We start from the raw sequence: 20,721 nt of genomic DNA, 5'->3' as shown, positions 1-20,721 counted from the left end.
TAATTCAGGTGACTTAAATTTTTACTCTCCTTTAATGTAGGCACCCGCTTCTGCAAGTCCGGGTTGCTGCTGACTATCATAACCAGCCAACGGGACTAACTTAAAGTACCTACAGGTACGCCTTACATCTATATTTAAGTATTGTTTAACCAAATTTACATTAGCCAATTCAAAAGTTCCCAGACTTTCCCACGAACTGTTGTCGTCGCTTATTAAAATTTCTATTTCTTTAACTTTTCGATCACCGCTTTTCTGCGCGAGCATAAAGCCATCCACTGTTAGGGATTCCCCCATATCAACGGTAATCCAATGATCGGGATAGTTTGTTGGATTGGATGAGTATCGCGTTATCCAGTACGAATTTACGTCATTATCAATCAATTTACTAGCCAAACGATTATTGACAGTCTCCTCAGAACTAAAGCTTGCAATAGACCAGTTATCAGTACGATATACTTTTCGAATGGGTTCGCCAGAAGGTTTTGCAATAGGTACACCAATCTTAACGGGTATACCGAAGTTGGGGGTTCCATCTGCATTCCAAGTAAATTGCTGAATGCGGGCATTCCGACCGTTTCCATCCCCACCTCCAGGTAAGCTCCGTGCATGATAAATAATCCAGTCTTCGCTATCGTCCGGCGATTTGAAAAAACCATTGTGGCCGGGGCCATAAGCGCCGCTTTCGGCATTCATAGAAAAAACAGGTTGCGGTGTTTTTACCCAGTCATCGGGATTCATTGGATCTCCATCTATGTTCAGGCTTAGTAAACCTAAGCAATAGGTGTCAACCCAATAACCACTTGCTGAATATACCACGTGTACGCGACCACTCGGACTTATTAATACCTGGGGACCTTCGTTAATCGCACTACCATTCATTTCCCAAGGATGTATCGGACTAGAGATAGCCACCTTTTCGCTACTGATAGTCCATGGATTGCTCATCTTTGCAATATAGATACGTTGCGGAGCAGCACCGGCGTTTCCACCCGACCATAACATATAGCGTTGCCCTTTATATTCAAGTACGGTACCATCAATGGCCCACTCGTTGGACGGGTCGGCCACCTTTCCCTTGAGCACCCACTCTCCGGTCGTAGGATCTGCTGCCGCATTTTCTACGACATACATTCGATGATTTGCATTCTGCCCATTGTCTGCAGCAAAATACATATACCATTTATTATCAAGGTAGTGTAATTCCGGCGCCCATAGATTTTTGGAATATGGCATACCTTGTTCGGGTATCCACGCATCGTGGGCGCTCGCCAATGCCAACTCAGACATGTTTTTTGTTTTATACAAGACTAATTTGCCCCCCTGCGTGTATGTAAAGTAGTAAAAGCCATGTTTGTGCGTCACCCATGGATCGGCGCCTCGTGGTATTATGGGATTAGTAAAAGTGCTATCTATAATAAAACCCATCATATCCATTGTTTCAGGGTTTGGCTGCATCTTAACGTTTTTTTCACAAGCGTACAAGAGCAAGAGACATAGATAACATAAATTGATCGTAATCTTTTTCATAATTTGGACATTATAATGGTGAAATAATCGTACTTTATACGCTACCGGTGCAGTTCATCAACACCTTCGTTTGTCCGTAATTTTAGAAGAGGCCCCAATCCGGTTCTATAGGACATAATTGGTTTTTAACAAACTTGCAAGAAACCCCTCACTCTGTAGGCAAATAAAAACAAACAAGCGGAATCGAATTGCACAATATGTCTCTATTTTTCACTAATTTTTATCAGTGTTTTGTGCGTTATTTGCAAAAGGATGTGGAATTAATTTCGGAATGATTTTGATAGGTATGCCGAGTAAGTACAAGTTAAAACGGTTTCGGTTTCATTCCTTTTGAAGCGAGTGCAGCAATCTGGTGTACTCGTTCCTGTCTTGTTTCAGGCCGCTTGGCTAGAACCAACCACTGTAACATTGCCTTTCTTGCGGACTTGCTCAGCCCTTCGAAAAATGATTTTGCCCCGGTATGAATCATAAATGCAGCTTCTAAATCCGCCGGAATTTTAAGTGCTTCCACTTCATCTAAAATCGTCCAGGACCCATTCTGTTTCGCCTTTTCAATACACTCCAAACCAGCTTGTGTCATTAAGCCGCTTGCTATCAATCTCTCCACTTTATCTTTGTTGATTTTTGACCATGTGCTTTTAGCTTTTCGCTTGCTGAAAAACTGATGGGATCTTTCAGGGTCTATTTTTATCTTTTTACTATCTATCCATCCAAAGCACAAAGCAACGTCTACCGCCTCACTCCAGGAAATGGAAGGTTTGCCTGAAGATTTATTATAAAGAACGAGCCAGACGGATGATTTTGATTGATGGTTTTTCTCCAACCATGCCCGCCAGGCTGTCAAATCCATTGGATAAAATATTTCGGTGTCTTCTTTTTGAATCATAACTTAGTTACTGTAATTAGATATCCGTGCAAACTTATATAAATATTAAATGGATGTTTACAATTTTCGCAAGTACACAAACAATATGATTACATGTTGGTATATTAGCATATGAAATTCTTTAGATCGAGCCCTTACGTTATTGTGATTGGCTTTTTACTGACTATATCGTCATGCCAACACCGCGAACAAAATAAACAGACGGACACTAAAAAGCAAAAATATCTTTATACACCCGAGAAAGGCGCGCTATCGATTATTAGCGAAACAGCGAATTCCGAAATAAAAAAAGTTTCTTTGTTCAAGGACAATGAGAAGGATTCCGTTATATCCGTCCCTATTGAGAACGGGAAATTCAAACTCAAGCTGGATACCGCTAATCTTAACGAAATTTACTTTATAAAAATAGAAGGAAAGTCCACAAAACGCGGTACCAGTGGGTTAGTTTGGGAAGCCTCCATCCCGGTTTTAGCATCCGCTTCTACAGATCTGAAGCTTGTACAACGGCCCTTTAATCACCCAGGCTCCATAAGCAAAACTGCCTTTTCGATTCAAGGTGGTGGAAAAGAACAAGAGTTATTAAATAAATGGCATACTGTACTTGCCGAACTTGAAGCGGAAGAAGAAGGACAGACAGAAAGTTACAGCCTTGGCGGGGCAGGCGTCACCAAAGTTTCGGGTAAGAAAGAACTTTCGAAAAGTCCTGCTTCAATTACTGAAGATTTCATCAAAAAACACCAGCCATTAATCAGCTCATTTTATTTGTTATCACGGGCGGGAAAACAGCGTCAATACGCAAAAGCATACGGGAATCTGTTAGAACAGGCGCCAATTGAGGTAAAGCAGAGCAAGTATGGCCTAGACTTTGCCAAACGACTCGAAAAGGTGCAAACGAAAATACAACGGTTAGATCTTCAAAAACAGGTAGTCGCAACCGATGCACAGCTTTCAGAAATTCCATGGGATTCTTTTAAGGATCGTAAATATTTGCTGCTGTCATTTTGGAATAGTGCAGATCAAGCGTCCGCCAAGGCGGTTAAGCAATTGGAACAAGAAGTGCCAGTTTTGGAGAAAAGAGGAATTGATATATTGCCGATTTCAATGGAAAGCCAATTCAGTAAGTGGAAAGAGAATACGGAAGGCCTGGATTTTAAATATAGTTATAGAATGAGAAACGAAGCACAACAGGACTTAATCAATACCCTATATCTTTCTGAGCTACCCAGATTTGTCTTGGTAAAACCCAACGGCGAAGTGATTAATGATGATTTCGATCTTAAACAACTCGACACGTTAGACTGAGCCAACGTTTCCTGATCAAAAGTAAAGGGAACCCACTGTGCAGGAGGTTCCTTTTTTTATCTGCTTGGAACTAGTTGAGGTGTCGTAGTCGGTCCCTCTACTATCAATTTCCCGTCTTCTGTTATCTTCATTCTATCAATAAAAACAACACGTTCTTCACCCGTTGATAAGGTCCGTGCGTGATACACGCAGAACATTTCCTTTCCGTCTGGCGAGTAGGTCACACTATTATGACCGGTTCCTGTTACCACACCACCATGTTCGCTGTTCTTCTGCAATACAGGGTTATTAGCCGCTTTGGTAAATGGGCCGAGCGGACTTTTGGAAGTCGCGTATCCTACGGCATAATTCTTACCCCCAAAATAATTGGCCGAGTACATCATATAATAAGTGTCTCCCTTCTTAAAAATAGCGGAGCCCTCTGTCCACCGGCGATTAACTTCCTTTGACGTAACCGAACGACTTTCCCACTCCGCTTGTTTGTCGCTCATTTCTACAGGAGGTCTTAATAATAGGACGGGCTCGCCTATAACGCCGCTGAAATCAGGTTTCAACTCAACACCATACACCCAACTTTCCTCTATTGTATCAAACCATCCCTTTTTCTTAGCCCAGGTAGCTACTTCGCTTTCCACGGGATGCTTATAACAGCAGCGGGAATAATAAAGATAAATCTTACCGCTGTCATCAAAAAGTACATTCGCATCGATAATAGGGTATCCAGAATCAAAAATTGGTTTATCGGTTAAGTCAACAAATGGCCCCGTAGGCTTATCCGCCACAGCTACTCCAATGCGAAAATTTTCAACCTCCTTGCCAGGGTTATCGCTCCATTGAGCGGAGTAAAATAGGTAGAACTTGCCGTTATGCGCATATACTTCCGGTGCCCAATAGGCTCCGTTCCAAGCCGCGGTAGAATCGCTCCAACCATTTGGGTTACCGGCATAAAATACTTGGCCCTCATCTTTCCAATTCACAAGGTCGGTCGAAGAATAAGCAGCAAATCCATTTTTTGCAACTCCACCCGTGCCGTACATATAATATTTGTCGCCCGATACGTGCAGTACGTAAGGGTCACCAAATGCAACCGGCAGCGGGTTTTGATAGGTGTTTTGCGATTGAGCAAACAGCTGGTTATTAAAGGATAATGTTAGTGAAAAGAAAGTGAAAATGCTTATAATTCGTTTCATTGTTGGTCATTCGATGCCGACAAATATAAACGCAGGAAAGTATAAAAGAAAATAAAAAAACTGTTCTTCTATCGATTCGTTTGGAGAAAGACTTTGGAGAACACTTTTTACCCAATTTTTATATGTAAAAAAATGAACAGAATGAATAAAAAAGATGGACAATATTTCGCTTAATTTATAATTAAAGTTTCGCACCAGATCAGATGGATGTGTTCCATTCTACCTATTCATGTATATTAGAAAACCTTTCTTGCTTATTGTTTTGCTTACACCTATGTTGTACGTGTACTCCCAAGAAGAGGGATTTATCTTTCGAGATGCCAAGTTTCCCGAAAATTTGCAGAGCCAAGTTATTACGGATGTTATAAGAGACAGTGCGGGGCTTCTGTGGATGGCTACTAGCGGTGGATTATGTCGATACGACGGAAACGAAACTATCTTCCTGAATAATAAAAGTAAACCCGCTATTCCGAACAGTAGAATTAAGACCCTTTTTCCCGACAGGCAAAACAACCTTTGGATCGGAACTGAAAATGGCCTCGTACGCTTCGATTTGCGAAGTTGGGAAATGAAATTTGTAAAAAACCCGGAATTAGACCAATATGTTCATAAACCGGATATAGAGTGTATTGGGCAAGGGCGCAACGGCAATATATATGCAGGGTCGTTTGATGGTAGACTCTATCAGGTCAACGGTGATAGCCTGAAACTTCTGCTTGATATCAATCGGGATTATCCAAACCATTTCAACAAGCCTTCTATCGTTTCCATCTCAGAACCTTATGCCGGAGAACTTTGGGTATCCACGAAAGCAGGGAAAATGATCCGTCTCCGAATCCGGGAGGGTTATTTATCACCTCCGACATACTTTGGCTTACCTGAATTGAATAATACAGAGATTGAACAAGTGCACTTTCATCCCTCGGGAAAATGCTTGTTAAACATTAAAGATCGTGGTTTGTATCTTTTTGATACTCAAAACGGAACTTTTGACCAAATTCCGGCATTGGAAAGGAATCAGGTTGGTAAGGACGGTACCGTATATATGGCACCTTTCAATAATGATCACATCTTGATATTCACGAATAAAGCAAGTATCGGTAAAGAACAGCTGTTTACATATAACTTTCCGACCAACCATGTAAGCAAGCAAGAAATGACCTACCCCGACAACCTAAAAGATGATCATATCGTATGGTTTAAAAATTTAGGTAATAGCTTGTTGATGTCGCTTAACAATCATGTCTTAGAGTTATTGCCCACTAATCATCGATTTCATACGCTCCTTAGCAATGGTACGTCAATCAATAGTATACGAAGCATCTATAAGCACAGTGACGGCACGCTCTATGTCGGATCGTACAAAGATCGATTTATTGCCATAAACGAGCGGACCGGAGAAAAGGAAACACTCGGTGGGCAGTTTGTTTATCGGATACTTCCATGGAGTAAAGACACCTTATTATTAGGAACAGAAGGAAGTGGCTTGCTTTGGTTCGATCGAAAAAAAAAACGACTTTCATCTATTAGGCTTAGTTTGGCGGCAAAAAGCGAAAAACTGCCAGTTGAAGCCATGACAACGTTGACGCGTGTTTCGCATGATTCTGTATGGGTAGGCACTTATGCAGGCTTATATATGGTTAATCCTTATTCAAAAACATACCGGGTAGTGAAACACCCTAAACTTGCACGATTAAAGATATTACATGTAACACCCGTTGGAAAAAAATTATGGATTGGTACGCCCGAAGGGCTATTTATCTGGGATTGCCAAACTAACAGCTTGCAAACAAATGCCTTGGGAAACGCAGTGTATTGTATTACGCCGGTAGATGATACGTTTTGGATAGGAACACACGGAGAAGGCGTTTGGATATTAGACGGGAATGGCGCGGTACGGCAGAAAATCACCAATGAAGATGGCTTGGCTGATGATATTGTGTATAGTATATTAACCAAGGCAGACCATGTCGCGGTAGCCACCCATAATGGTTTAAGTATGATTGACAAACAGACAAAGCAAATTGCTAATTACTCTCGACTGGATCGATTGCCAGCAAATGAATTTAATCAGGCGGCTGCTTTTCAGCAGGGCAATACCTTTTACTTGGGAACCATCAATGGTTTGCTTTATTTTAATGCGGAGGCGCCTCGTGTTCCGCAAGTAAGAAGATTAACGAAAACCACTCCCCTAAATATTACCAGCTTTACTACCGAGCGAGCAGGCCAGGGATTGGAACGGCATTACACCTTCCCGTATAAACAAAATAAAAGGCTTATAATAGAAGCTGGAACGCGCTATTTTACGATTGGCTTTGGCGGGGTGAGTGAGCTGGCCAAAGAGCTACAGTTTTTTTATCGATTGGATGGACACTTGGATTGGCTGCCTTTGGGGCGTCGGCAGGAAATTACCTTCGTTGAAACGCCGCCCGGCAGTTATCAGCTGCACCTTGCTTCTCGTCTGCCGGATGGGCGGTGGACTAACGCTAGCCTAATCGTGCCACTTCAAGTGAATCCCACCTTTTATCAAACAATTTGGTTTAAATGCCTGCTCGTATTGCTTTTCGCGATCATTATTTGGGCAATCTTTAAATATCGTGAATATATACAAATCAAAGAACGTCGTTTACGAATTAGCATCGCCAGCGATCTTCATGATGAGGTGGGAAGTTCTTTAACACGCATTTATTACCAAGCCGATTCGCTGAACAGCAAAATAAACGGGTGGAGTGAAGAAAATAAGCAATTGCAACAAATCGCAGATACTAGTAGGCAAGCCTTATCTACCATGAGCGACATGGTTTGGTCGATCGATTCGCGTTTTGATACACTAAAAGACCTGGTTATCCGTATGAAAGACTACCTGTATAAACTTCAGGAGGAGGTAGATTTTCAGTATAAGTTTGAGATTCGGGGAGCTTACGCCTCAAACGGCTTGTCTCAAATTATAAGGCAGAACCTTTTTCTTATTTTTAAAGAGGCTGTGACCAACGTGATCAAGTATGGCGATGGTTCAGAAGCAATCATCGAGCTGATTATCGACAATACTATACACTTGTCGATTAAAAATACCTGTTCAAATCCTAAGGAATTATTTGTAAATCACCAAGGTGGACGCGGACTCCAAAATATGAAGGAGCGCGCTGCTAAAATGAATGCACAGTTGTCTATTGTTGAAGAGAATCAATATTTTCAGGTGCATATAATACTTATGTAGTTCAAAACTAATGCATGCACCCCCATTGAGGGGGATGTAGAACCAAAAATAATAAATAGTTTTAACGCATGATACGTTTAGGGATAATTGAGGATGACGAGCATATTCGTACAGCCCTGTTAAATTTTTTCAAAGAACAGCAAGGTTTTTCTTGTCTTTTAGCGGCGGGCTCGGTAGAAGACTTTATGAGTCAGTGGACAGACAATACTTATCTCGATGTGGTTTTGTCAGATATCGGGCTGCCTGGAGAATCCGGAATTAAAGGGATTTCCCGCATAAAAAAGAGAGCACCAAAATGTCAGGTAATTATGCTGACTGTTTATGATGACGCAAAAAGGGTTTTTCAAGCCTTGTGCAATGGCGCTTCCGGTTACCTCTTAAAGCAAACGCCTTTACAAAAAATCAAAGAGTCTGTTATTTCACTTTGCGATGGGGGAGCACCGATGTCGCCAGGTATTGCACGACTGGTGGTGGAGTATTTCAACCCCAGGGTGACGCCTGATCCAAAAGAAAAACTTACACCGAGAGAAGAGCAAATCGTAAGTGCTATTGAGGAAGGACTGACTAATAAGGAAGTCGCACTGCGTTTGGATATTGCTGTAGAGACCGTTAAATATCATATTAAAAATATCTATCAAAAGCTAGAGGTCAATAGTAGACATGCATTGATCAGCCGAAAATTTAAATAGTTCAAGTGTAAGAAGCTTTGTTTAATAAACTATGCCTTGTATCAGCTCCGATACTAAATAACAAGTATATCCAAGGCTACGCTAGCTCCTCCTCTTAGCCACAGCGCACAACCCTTAATCTCCACACATGCGATCCCCCCCAAAGGAGGGATACAAAGTGAGCAAAATTTGTGTTCATTTTGTGTCGTTGTGGAAATTGTGTGAAATACTTCATATCCACAATAGCAGTCAATATACGTAACACATACTAAACTCAAAAATTATGGCAGCAGAACCTCTTTTAAGTGAAATAATGATATGGGCACCTGATTTTGCCCCTAAAGGTTGGGCATTTTGTCAAGGACAGCTTTTGGCTATCAGTTCAAACTCCGCACTGTTTGCACTGCTTGGAACCATTTATGGAGGCAACGGTACGACTACCTTTGCATTACCGGACTTGCAAGGGCGCGTAGTGATCGGCCAAGGCCAAAATCCAAGTGGGTCCAACTATATACTTGGACAAAGGGCAGGTACAGAAACCATTACCTTAACATACGCGCAAATGCCAATGCACACACATCAAGCAACGTTCACGCCAACTCCCGGGAGCGTTTCCGTTGGTGTTTCCACGAACCAAGCACAAACACATGTAGCCACATCTGGTAGCGTATTGGCCGCACCTTATGACCCTAATAATGCCGCGTCATTAAATGGCTTTATAGATCAGGCAAATGCAGGTACCTTAGTAGATCTGAGTGGAGTATCAGCAACTGGTGGAGGTAATGTAGCAGTAGGTCAAGCAGGTGGCAATATACCATTCAGCATCATGCAGTCTTATCAAGTACTCCATTTTGTAATTGCACTGCAAGGTGTATTTCCTTCGAGAGAATAATCCCCCCTTCTACCTTTGATATGCAAAAGTTAAAAATAGGATTCTTAATACCCTATTCAGGGGTATTCAAAAATCTTCGCAATGATTTCAAGCAAGGTGTTATGCTTGCGTTGGCGCAAAGGACACCAAACTGCCGTATCGAAATCATTGAGGAGTTTATTCAAACCGGCGGTCAGTCCTTTGTCGAAAATGCACTAAATAAACTGGCTTTATTCGATCAAGTCGATATGATCATTGGTGTGATAGGTACCAAGGTTACTCAAAACTGCTTAGAAATCATCAATAAATACCGTATACCCGTCGCGATAGCCAATTTAGGTGGTTTTGTTCCTACGTATCAATTCCGGTCAGATTATCTCTTTTATACGAGTCTCGATCTTTGGAAAAGCGAGTGGGTGATGGGGAAATGGGCGCAACGGGAATACGGCGCAGATCCATGTGTAAGCCTATCGTATTATGAGGCAGGATATAATATGCACGAATGTTATCGTTATGGCTTACATGCGGCTGGAGCTAGCCACGTCAAGCTTAATTTTATAAATGGAATGACTTCCATGCCAAACACCCTGCTTCTCATCAATCAATTACAAATGTTGATGCCAAACCACACCCACGCCATGTTATCGGGAAAAGAAGGAGAGCAGTTTCTCCGCTATTATCAGGAAAGTAAGATATCCTCTCGCACCGCATTAAGTGTGGCTCCGTTTATGACGGATGAGTGCTTGGAAACAAGCGATCTATTCGTGACAAATCTAACCAGTGCTATAACCTGGACCTACACATTAGAAACAGGCGCTAATCAGGATTTTATACAGGCTTATGAGAGTAACTATGACGAGAAACCGATAGTGTATAGCATGCTTGGTTACGAAGTAGGCTTATGTCTTTCAAAAGCGATTCGTGGACATGAAGATAAGAAGATCACACGCGATTCATTGGCTAGTGTGCTGGCAGCGATCACCTGCCTCGGTCCACGAGGAGAAATCAACCTTAAAACGACGCCTTATCAGTCCAGTCACCCGGTATATGTCCGGCTCTCACAAATCAATCGTAAAACAGGCCTAGTAGAAAATAAGGTAATTGACCAGGATCCAGGTATCAGTTGGGAGCACCCTGAAATGCTGCAAGCGGCCTATCAAAATAGTTCCGGGTGGCAGAATCCTTACTTATGCGTCTAGTCGATATTTTAACAAGTATATATGAAATACTTTTACCCTACAAAATTTTTCAACTACCTAATAACGCTTTGCGGACTGTTATTCAGTGGTCTTATTGTACATGCACAAGTACTCAATTCCGGTGTTTATGACTGGGAGGGCTTTAATGCAGGAGAGGTTCACGCCATTAGCACAAATACGGCACCAGCCACCTGGGAGGTTGGTAATGGCTTTTCAGCCATTGCAACGGGAAATGGCAATGGTAGTCAAATCAGGGTGTTAATTGGCACTAGTTTAAGTACAAAAGTGTTACGTTATGATGCGTTGGCTGGCGCTACGCTTCATTCTGCCACTTTAAAAAGTACCTCTGGAGATAATTTTGGTATAAGGCAATTTAACATTTGGCCTACCCAAAATGAAACCCAGATGATTGAAATTTATGTAAAAAGAGATGGTGTTCTTATTGATACCATCCGCACTTACTATCAACCCACTATACCCATCCATAAAATTGCCATAAGTTCAAGCGACTATCCATTCTTGGCGAATATGGATGAGCTTGAAATAGTTGGTTTCAACATAGGTGTTATGTTGGATGATATTGAAGTAATGACTAATCAGGCTCCTGTCGCGATGGATGATGCCGTATCGGTAAGGGAAGATACACCCGGCACTGGGAATGTCTTGACGAATGATAGTGATCCGGAAGAGAACGCCCTGACCGCCTCTTTGGTGACGGCGCCCGTAAATGGCACGATCGTACTCAATGCGGATGGTAGCTTTACTTATACACCAAGTGCTAATTTTAATGGTTTAGATAGTTTACGATATCAGGTTTGCGATAATGGTACACCTTCTCGATGTGATACAGCATGGGCACACTTTCAAATTGAAGCGGTAAACGATGCACCGGTAATTGTGGGACTACCTGCCGATATTACCGTGCGAGAAGACGCTACCGAAGATGCATTGGATATTTCGTCGGCGACAATAATGGATGTTGATGCGGGTGTGGGACAAGTCTCCTTAACGTTGGACGCCACCGGCGGAATATTTGATATTGCAGCAGGAACTGGAATCTCCATAACGGGCCATTTGACTGGAAAGTTAACATTAACGGGAAATCTGATAGATCTTAATAATTACATCAATGTGCCTAGTAATATTTATTTCCGGCCTGATCATAACCTGTCAGGCGACAATGCGGCTCTGGTAGAAGTTTCCATCAATGATAATGGTAACACCGGTTCAGGCGGTGCAAATAATGTAGTCGTTGGTACTATCAATATAGATATTACGCCGGTGAACGATGCTCCGATGGCTGTAGACGATGCTGTCAGTACAGCGAAAAACGTAGCAGCGATAGGGAATGTTTTGACGAATGATACAGACCCTGAAGGGAATGTGCTGACTGTCTCACTGGTGACGGCGCCGGTTAATGGAACGGTGGTATTAAATGCTAACGGCAGTTTCACGTACACACCAAACACTAATTTTGTCGGCTTAGACAGCCTGAACTATCAGGTATGCGATAATGGTAGCCCGTCCTTATGCGATACAGCGACTGTCAAGTTCACCGTAAATTCAACAAATGACGCTCCGGTTGCAGTTGATGATGAAATTATTGTAACTGAATATGAACCTGCAACGGGTAACGTTTTGACGAACGATAACGATCCCGACGGGAATGCGTTGACTGCCTCACTGGTGACGGCGCCTGTGAATGGTACAGTCGTGCTGAATGCCGACGGCAGTTTTACCTACACGCCAAATTCAGACTTTTTCGGTCAAGATAGTTTAATCTATCAAGTATGTGATAATGGCACGCCCTCACTTTGTGACACCGCAACGCTTAGAATAGCAGTAACTGCTGGAAGCCCACGAATAAATATGGTAAATACAACTGCCTCAAACGGTTTGTATAAATTAGGAGATGAGATAAGTATCGTAGTTGTTTTTAATCAAATTGTCGTCGTTCAAGCGGCAGGGGGAAACCCCACGCTGACATTAAATACAGGTGTCGTGAACAGGGATGCCGAATATGTTTCCGGATCGGGTACCGATGCCATAACATTTAATTACACGGTGCAAGCAGGTGATCTCAGTCATGACCTGGATTACCTATCAACCACCGCATTGAGACTCAATGGTGCGGTGATAAGAAACGGGGCTTTAGTTGATGCGGATCTCACATTGCCAAATACCGGTGGTCCAAACTCCCTTGCCGGTCAACATGATATTGTCGTTGATGGAGTTACTCCCGTTTCAACCTTGGTTATTGTACCAAATAATGGATATTATAGAATGGGAAGTTCACTGAACTTTACGGTGAATTTCAATGAGCCTGTTACCGTTAGTGGCAACCCTTACCTGAACCTGACTATTGGAGAAGCACTTGTTCAGGCGACCTATGTTGCAGGTTCAGGAACTAGCACGCTTGCGTTTAGCTACGCCGTGCAAAGCGGAGACTTAGATTTAGATGGGATCACCTTGGCCGGAATTATCGGCAATGCAAGTGTTATGCAGGACGCTGCTGGCAATGAGGCTTCCGCTATGTTGAATAATGTACCGAGTACAGCAGGAATTTTCGTCAATACCATACAACCAAGCGTAACGCTTTCTACGGAGGCCAGTTCTCCAGTTAGTAGTCCTTTCACCGTAATTGCAACGTTCAGTGAGGCCGTTACTGGATTTACACTTGAGGATATTATAGGAAGCAATGCAACACTTAGTAACTTACAAACAAACGATAATATTTCTTATTCGTTCTTAGTGACACCCGCGGCGGGGGGAATTGTGCAGATCTACATACCAGCTGATATGGCGGTTAATGTCGGTAGCAATGGTAACCTAGCATCCAATACACTAAGTCTTCAGTATGCGACGATTATTACGGGCATAACCTTGGATGACGGGTCTTTTGTGTATGACGGCACCGCAAAATCGCTGGCTATCGCCGGCACCTTACCAGCGGGCACGAGTGTCAGTTATGAAAATAACAGTCGCACCGATGTAGGTACGCAGGAAGTAACGGCCACGATTAGCGGTGATAATTATGAAACACTGATATTAAAAGCAAACTTAACGATTACCAAAGCCGCTATCACAGGCATCAGTTTCCAAGATGGATCTTTTGTATACGACGGAACAGCAAAATCATTGGCCATCTCAGGTACTTTGCCAGTAGGCACGAGTGTCAGCTATGAGCATAACAGTCGCACCGATGTAGGTACGCAGGAAGTAACGGCCACAATCAGCGGTGACAACTACGAAACCCTGGTGCTGAAAGCAAACTTAGCGATCAGTAAGGCCACCATTACGGGCATAACCTTGGATGACGGGGCTTTTGTGTATGACGGCACCGCAAAATCACTGGCCATCTCAGGTACTTTGCCAGTAGGCACGAGTGTCAGCTATGAGAATAACAGTCGCACGGATGTAGGTACGCAGGAAGTGACGGCCACCATTAACGGTGATAATTACGAAACCCTGGTGCTGAAAGCAAACTTAACGATTAGCAAGGCCGCTATCACAGGCATCAGTTTCCAAGATGGATCTTTTGTATACGACGGAACCGCAAAATCACTGGCCATTTCGGGCACTTTACCAATGGGCACGACTGTCAGTTATGAAAATAACAGTCGCACGGATGTAGGTACACAGGAAGTAAGTGCTACGATTAGTGGTGATAATTATGAAACCCTGGTACTGAAAGCGCGCTTAACAATTACCAAGACCAACATTACTGGCGTAACGTTGGATGACGGATCTTTCGTTTATGACGGTACCGCAAAATCGCTGGCTATCGCTGGCACCTTACCAGCGGGCACGAGTGTCAGTTATGAAAATAACAGTCGCACGGATGTAGGTACACAGGAAGTAAGTGCTACGATTAGCGGTGATAATTATGAAACCCTGGTACTGAAAGCGCGCTTAACAATTACCAAGGCCAACATTACGGGCGTAACGTTGGATGACGGATCTTTCGTTTATGACGGTACCGCAAAATCGCTGGCTATCGCTGGCACCTTACCAGCGGGCACGAGTGTCAGTTATGAAAATAACAGTCGCACGGATGTAGGTACACAGGAAGTAAGTGCTACGATCAGCGGTGATAATTATGAAACGCTGGTACTGAAAGCAAACTTAACGATTACCAAGGCCAACATTACGGACGTAACGTTGTATGACGAATCTTTTGTGTATGACGGCACCGCAAAATCACTGGCTATCGCTGGCACCTTACCAGCGGGCACAAGTGTCAGTTATGAGCATAACAATCGCACGGATGTAGGAACACAGGAAGTGACGGCCACCATTAACGGTGATAATTACGAAACCCTGGTGCTGAAAGCAAACTTAACAATCAGCAAGGCCACCATTACTGGTATCACATTGGAAGATGCAAGTTTTGCCTACGATGGTAAGGCCAAGTCATTAGCAATAGCAGGTACTTTACCAGCAGGCACTACTGTTAGCTATGGAAACAATGGTCGCACAGATGTAGGTACACAAGAGGTAATAGCAACAATCAACGGAGCGAATTATACCGATCTAGTGTTGACCGCCAATCTGACAATCACCAAAGCCGCTATCACCGGCATCAGTTTCCAAGATGGATCTTTTGTATACGACAGCACCGCAAAATCATTGGCCATCTCAGGTACCTTACCGGTGGGCACCAGCGTAAGCTATGAAAATAACAACCGCACCGATGTAGGTACGCAGGAAGTAAGTGCTACGATCAGCGGTGATAATTATGAAACGCTGGTACTGAAAGCAAACTTAACGATTACCAAGGCCGCTATCACCGGCACCAGTTTCCAAGATGGATCTTTTGTATACGACGGAACAGCAAAATCGCTGGCCATCTCGGGGACTTTGCCAGTGGGCACCAGCGTAAGCTATGAGAATAACAATCGCACGGATGTAGGTACACAGGAAGTAAGTGCTACGATTAGTGGTGATAATTATGAAACCCTGGTACTGAAAGCGCGCTTAACAATTACCAAGGCCAACATTACGGGCGTAACGTTGGATGACGGGGCTTTTGTGTATGACGGCACCGCAAAATCACTGGCCATCTCGGGGACTTTGCCAGTGGGCACAAGTGTCAGTTATGAGAATAACAATCGCACCGATGTTGGAATGCAGGAAGTAACCGCTAAGGTAAGCGGTAGCAATTATATCCCACTCACGCTAAAAGCAACCTTACAAATAAGGACTGTTGAGCGTAGTATCGATTTCGAGGAATTACCGGAAAAAACCTACGGCGATAACGATTTTAATCTACAGGCTACGGCTAATAGTGGGGAGGCGGTTAGTTACATTAGCAGTAATACCAACGTAGCGACAATCAGTGTCGACGGGCGTATCCATATTGTTGGCGCTGGTGAAACTATTATTACGGCCACCGTTCCGGATAACGCTAATTATAACAACAAGCCAACGGTAAGTAGGAAACTAATCGTTAAAAAAGCTTCGCAAGAAATTAGTTTCACGGAACTAGGAGAAGTAGCCCGTAACGTAGGCAGTCTCCCGCTAACGGTAAGTGCAAGCAGCTCCCTGCCGATTCGGCTAGAAGTAAGCGATCCACAGGTAGCAACTGTTTCCGGCACAACCCTTAATGTCCTTCGGTTAGGTACCGTAATGATAACGGCCTTCCAGGAAGGAGACGCCAACTATGAAGCCGCGGATCCTGTAAGCATCCAGGTGCAAGTAATAGATAAGGAAGCTGCGTTACCCATAAAAGTACACAAAGCGCTTTCACCAAATGGAGACGGTATCAATGATTTTCTGATGATCGAAGGAGTTAAAGACTATCCTGATAACAAACTTATCATTGTAGACCGGAACGGTATGCAAATCATAGAGATGAGCGGTTACAATAATGAAGACAAAGTGTTCCGAGGGCTTGGTCCTGGTAATAACCAGATTCCCCCAGGAACCTATTATTATCTCCTGGAAGTAAAAGTGGACGGAACTTGGAAGCACGAAAAAGGTTATTTCGTAGTCCGATATTAAGTGGTCATCAAAGATATACGCCTTCTTTTTAAGAATGAAGGCAGCGAAAATATAAGCTAACATGAACAGTATAAAATTCATATCAGTTATTGCGGTCCTATTGCTGCACCTTACATTCGCAAAAGCTCAACAGGCTCCCACGTATAATCAATACGCTAATCAGCCAACCGCCTTGAATCCTACTGCAAGTTTGTTACGGCCAGATGGCGAGGTTGCTTTGTTGGGCCGCAAGCAATGGGTTAACCTAGAAGGTGCGCCAACTTCCTATTGGATGACTGCGCATGCACCTTGGCACAAATTTAATGCGGCGATAGGATTAAATGTGCGCCATGAAAGTCTGGCCATTGAAAACGCAACGGAATTAAGTGCCTTTCTGGCGAAGTCAGTTCGGCTTTCGGAGAACGAGTACTTGGCAATGTCCATGAGCTTAGGGGTCAGCTTTTATAACGGAAGTTTTAGTCAAGTAGATCCAAATGACCCTGCGTTTCGTTCTGATATTCGCGAAAGTACCGCTTTGATGGGTTTCGGTGTGTTGCTTTATCGGCCCGAAGGTTATTATGTCGGTCTTTCCATGCCAAGACTTGCCCTGTCAGATTTAGGATCTGGAGGCGATATAAATCGACAATATAATTTCAGCAATCAATATCACCTCATGGGCGGTGCTGTGCTTCGGCTTGATCAGAGTTTTGACATAAAACCCGCATTCCTGGCAAGTTATATTCCGGGAGTGCCCTTACAAGCCGATTTTTCTGCAATGATATACGTGCAGAAGAAGGCTGGTTTGGGTTTAAATGCACGCACTAATAGTGATTTATCTGCCTTGCTTGAAATCATGGTAGGGCCATTGAAGCTGGGGTATAGTTATCAATTTAACTCCAATGATAATCCACTTAAACGAAGAATCGATAATGCCACTCACGAGGTCGGTTTAAGTTATCGATTTGGAAGTGGTAAAGCCGGTATTTTATAAGTTTATTGGAAGGTGTTCCTATTTACTCTAAAAATAAATGAACGATGGAATGAACACTTGTTATGATAGAAGAGGTATGATAAAACTTTGTTATATTTAGCGTATTATTCCATTCAACTCATGAAAATAGCGCTGGCTTCGCCATTTTTTCCTAAATCTCTTCGCGAGGGACTTGCTTCGTTACGTGTTTTAGCTGAATATGCCGGACTGCAACAAGCAGAAGTGGTCTGTTTCCCTGAATCTTTCATCCCTGGTTATCCCGGAATGGGTTATTCAAAAGAAGATCGTACAGCTGACGCATTAAAGTGGGCGTTGGCAGAGGCTTGTGATATAGCTAAAAGAAATCATATCGCTATTATTCTTCCCATGGATTGGTGTATTGGATCACAAGTGTTTAATCTTGCTCATGTTATATCAAATAAAGGAGAATTGTTAGGTTATCAAACAAAAAATCAGTTAGATCCTACAGAAGATAATTTATGGACGGCAGGCGAGCGGCGGCAAATTTTTGAGCTGAACAAGGTCAAGTTTGGAATCACCATATGTCATGAAGGTTTTCGATATCCTGAGTCGGTACGGTGGGCTGCTCAACGAGGTGCACAGATCGTTTTTCATCCGCATTTTGTCGGCAGTAATGAAAAAGGAATGCTTCTCACCGAGTTCGGCGCTAAAGAAAATCCCTATTACGAAAAGGCAATGATGATGCGCGCCTTGGAAAACACAATTTACTTTGCCAGCGTCAATTATGCCGCTAAGTACCAAGAAGCGGCCAGTGCTGTCATAGCGCCCGACGGTTCTTGCTTAGCTAGGCAGAACTATGGAGAAAGCGGTGTGCTGATAGTCGATATTGACCTAAGTAAAGCTACCGGCACCTTGGCGAAGCGTTTTAAGCCAGCCTTAGTATATGAGAAGACGTTTCCGTAATAACAAAAGTAAGCTCGTCGTTACGCACGTTTAATTTTGATCGTTTTTTAATTGGGGTAAGCCCATCACTAAATTTAGTTATTAAAAAATGTAACTTTGGAAGAAGCCCTTTTGGCAGGATAAGCAATCTTTAGTATGCCATTCGAATATTTCAAACCTTGTGAAGAGCTGAAACCCTATATTCACTCTGACTGGACACTCAAAGGTACGAACCGAGCTTATGAAGTTTTTTATCCTGATACCTGTGTCGACATTGTTGTGAATATGGGTGATCGATTTGCAATAAGTCAGCAGAACATTGTATTAGAACCACAAACGGCCTATTTGGGAGCGGCATTAACAGAAGCGATATACGAAAAAAGTTAGTTGATAATCAATTTTGTAAAAAAGAAGAAAGGAAATGGTTCGTTCGTACAAAATCTTGGTAGGATTGATTTTTACTTTTGCAATAGCGCATCTGCTATATCCACTTTTTGATCGCACCGGGTTAAGCTCAGCCGCAAGTGTGATGTGGTTTCTTTCAGGCGGCTTGGCCATGTTTTTCAATGGCTGTATCAATCTGATTCACTTGGTGGAAAAAAACCGTTTTGCAAGGCTGATGAGTGTGGTAACAAACGCTGTCATGTTACTTTTTTTGATCATCCTGTGCATGGTGATTTCCGAAATACAGGTTTTCGTTTTAACCTTTGTTTTATTGTTAACTTTAATCGTGAGTGTAAGGTCTTCATGTCAAATATGATAAACAAGAGCTTGCAGCTCAATCGTTAATACTGTTAGGTTCCTGCTTCTACCTTAGCATGACAGCGATAAATTGACCAATCGGTCTTCATACAAAGAGTATCCTACTGAAGACGATACGCTTATGAACCTGTTTTTAATAGGTCCATAAATCTTCCGCATTCCGCATAATCCTTTATAATACGATTTCGTTCCTCTAAGAACCTGCGAAGATAGTTGTTGAGAATTAACCGGTCGAAAGACTTGCCAAAAACACCATAAGGAATACCATAATCAAAATGATCAATAACCGTAGTGAAATTGCCAACTGTTCTAAAAAAATGATCATGTTTGATGTAAGAAAACGGCCCTTTTAATTGCTCATCTCTGAAATGGAATGGACGTTCATATGCTGTTATCTTTGAGGTCAGTTGCTGGCGTATTCCAAAATGCTTGGCTTGCCAGGTGACGGTTTCATTAAAGCCAATCAATCCACAAGTAGTACCGGCTATGGCCTTTTCGTCAGTTCCTACGGTGGAAATACAGTGTAAATCAATACTTCTCGATAGATCAAAGCAGATATCAATTTCCGCTCGAATATTAGTGGTTAATTCAATTACAGGCACAATTGGTTTATTAATGAAATTAAACATGAAAGTGGTCACTATTGTCTATAGCTAAACCACTCCGTATATCCGTAAAGTTAATGATATCAACGTAAATCTATCGTAAAAATTATGTTAACCTCTGCGATACGAATCTGGTTAATACTTTTTTTTTCACTCTCAATCGAGTTTACGGGGTAAATCTTTTTGCTATAACGGTTCTTAACTGCTCTCCATTTTCGTCTCCCCATCGTCCTAAGGTATCAATTACCGGGATCAAGCTCTTTCCGAATTCAGTAAGGCTATATTCAACTTTTGGCGGAACTACCGGGTAGATTTTCTTGCTTATAAGTTCATGCTCTTCCAATTCTTTCAATTGAATGTTCAACACCCTGCGCGAAGCATCCGGTATTTTGCGTTGTAATTCGCTTGGTCGTATATGACCTTCATTGATAAACCAAAGCAAGCGTATCTTCCACTTGCCGTATAATACTTCACCAACCAGGTCAAGTCCGCAATTTAAGTTAGGTATTATTTTTCTTTCGTACATGACACAAAAATAAGCCTATGTTCCTCGGCGTACAATAGGGGAATAATTTATCCCTATATGAATCGTAATGCCGTACTTGTAGGGACGTATCA

The 20,721-nt window shown here is 42.7% G+C and carries 14 protein-coding genes; 9 read left to right on the top strand and 5 right to left on the bottom strand.

The features are described 5' to 3' along the window. Positions 1-21: 21 nt before the first annotated feature. Together ACH11B_RS24145 and ACH11B_RS24140 are read right to left on the bottom strand one after the other, a co-directional pair. Positions 22-1,527, bottom strand: a complete 1,506-nt coding sequence (locus ACH11B_RS24145; protein ID WP_013667690.1) for a family 43 glycosylhydrolase — start codon at positions 1,525-1,527, stop codon at positions 22-24. A gap of 304 nt (positions 1,528-1,831) precedes the next feature. Then, the gene (locus ACH11B_RS24140; RefSeq protein ID WP_130858382.1) at positions 1,832-2,413 is read right to left on the bottom strand and encodes a YdeI family protein; all 582 of its coding nucleotides are present in this window, start codon (positions 2,411-2,413) and stop codon (positions 1,832-1,834) included. 111 nt (positions 2,414-2,524) lie between these two features. Between ACH11B_RS24140 and ACH11B_RS24135 the strand changes: the two genes are divergently transcribed. Beyond that, positions 2,525-3,715 (top strand): thioredoxin family protein, encoded by a 1,191-nt coding sequence (locus ACH11B_RS24135; RefSeq protein WP_130858381.1) that lies wholly within the window; start codon positions 2,525-2,527, stop codon positions 3,713-3,715. A gap of 56 nt (positions 3,716-3,771) precedes the next feature. Here ACH11B_RS24135 and ACH11B_RS24130 read toward each other — a convergent pair whose 3' ends face one another. Beyond that, complete coding sequence (locus ACH11B_RS24130; protein ID WP_377610815.1) at positions 3,772-4,905, bottom strand: glycoside hydrolase family 43 protein; 1,134 nt, start codon at positions 4,903-4,905, stop codon at positions 3,772-3,774. Between the two features lie 229 nt (positions 4,906-5,134). Here ACH11B_RS24130 and ACH11B_RS24125 point away from each other — a divergent pair, with 229 nt between their 5' ends. From ACH11B_RS24125 to ACH11B_RS24090, 8 genes are all read left to right on the top strand, one after another. After that, positions 5,135-8,122 (top strand): two-component regulator propeller domain-containing protein, encoded by a 2,988-nt coding sequence (locus ACH11B_RS24125; RefSeq protein ID WP_377610813.1) that lies wholly within the window; start codon positions 5,135-5,137, stop codon positions 8,120-8,122. A 68-nt stretch (positions 8,123-8,190) separates the two neighbouring features. Continuing rightward, positions 8,191-8,811: a response regulator transcription factor gene (locus tag ACH11B_RS24120; protein WP_130858378.1), complete on the top strand. Its 621-nt coding sequence runs from the start codon at positions 8,191-8,193 to the stop codon at positions 8,809-8,811. Between the two features lie 262 nt (positions 8,812-9,073). Then, the gene (locus tag ACH11B_RS24115) at positions 9,074-9,682 is read left to right on the top strand and encodes a phage tail protein (RefSeq protein ID WP_377610810.1); all 609 of its coding nucleotides are present in this window, start codon (positions 9,074-9,076) and stop codon (positions 9,680-9,682) included. Positions 9,683-9,702: 20 nt separating this feature from the next. Beyond that, positions 9,703-10,860, top strand: coding sequence for an ABC transporter substrate-binding protein (locus ACH11B_RS24110; protein ID WP_377610808.1), 1,158 nt, complete (start codon positions 9,703-9,705; stop codon positions 10,858-10,860). 21 nt (positions 10,861-10,881) lie between these two features. Then, a complete protein-coding gene (locus ACH11B_RS24105) occupies positions 10,882-16,863 on the top strand; it encodes an Ig-like domain-containing protein (RefSeq protein ID WP_377610806.1) in 5,982 nt (1,993 codons plus the stop codon). A gap of 61 nt (positions 16,864-16,924) precedes the next feature. Beyond that, positions 16,925-17,833, top strand: a complete 909-nt coding sequence (locus ACH11B_RS24100) for a PorP/SprF family type IX secretion system membrane protein (protein ID WP_149105946.1) — start codon at positions 16,925-16,927, stop codon at positions 17,831-17,833. 120 nt (positions 17,834-17,953) lie between these two features. After that, on the top strand, positions 17,954-18,757 hold the full coding sequence (locus ACH11B_RS24095; protein WP_013667686.1) for a carbon-nitrogen hydrolase family protein: 804 nt from the start codon (positions 17,954-17,956) through the stop codon (positions 18,755-18,757). A gap of 135 nt (positions 18,758-18,892) precedes the next feature. Further along, entirely contained in the window at positions 18,893-19,123 is a 231-nt protein-coding gene (locus ACH11B_RS24090) for a DUF6597 domain-containing transcriptional factor (protein ID WP_130858373.1), read from the top strand. Between the two features lie 494 nt (positions 19,124-19,617). Here ACH11B_RS24090 and ACH11B_RS24085 read toward each other — a convergent pair whose 3' ends face one another. Beyond that, on the bottom strand, positions 19,618-20,127 hold the full coding sequence (locus tag ACH11B_RS24085) for an SRPBCC family protein (protein ID WP_013667683.1): 510 nt from the start codon (positions 20,125-20,127) through the stop codon (positions 19,618-19,620). Between the two features lie 142 nt (positions 20,128-20,269). Next, positions 20,270-20,629: a helix-turn-helix domain-containing protein gene (locus ACH11B_RS24080; RefSeq protein ID WP_013667682.1), complete on the bottom strand. Its 360-nt coding sequence runs from the start codon at positions 20,627-20,629 to the stop codon at positions 20,270-20,272. Positions 20,630-20,721: the final 92 nt, after the last annotated feature.

The organism is Olivibacter sp. EAT-5, assembly GCF_044784325.1.
Lineage (GTDB): Bacteria > Bacteroidota > Bacteroidia > Sphingobacteriales > Sphingobacteriaceae > Olivibacter > Olivibacter oleidegradans.
The sequence above is the reverse complement of the archived record's forward strand: the minus strand, read 5'-3'. Positions and strand labels throughout refer to the sequence as shown.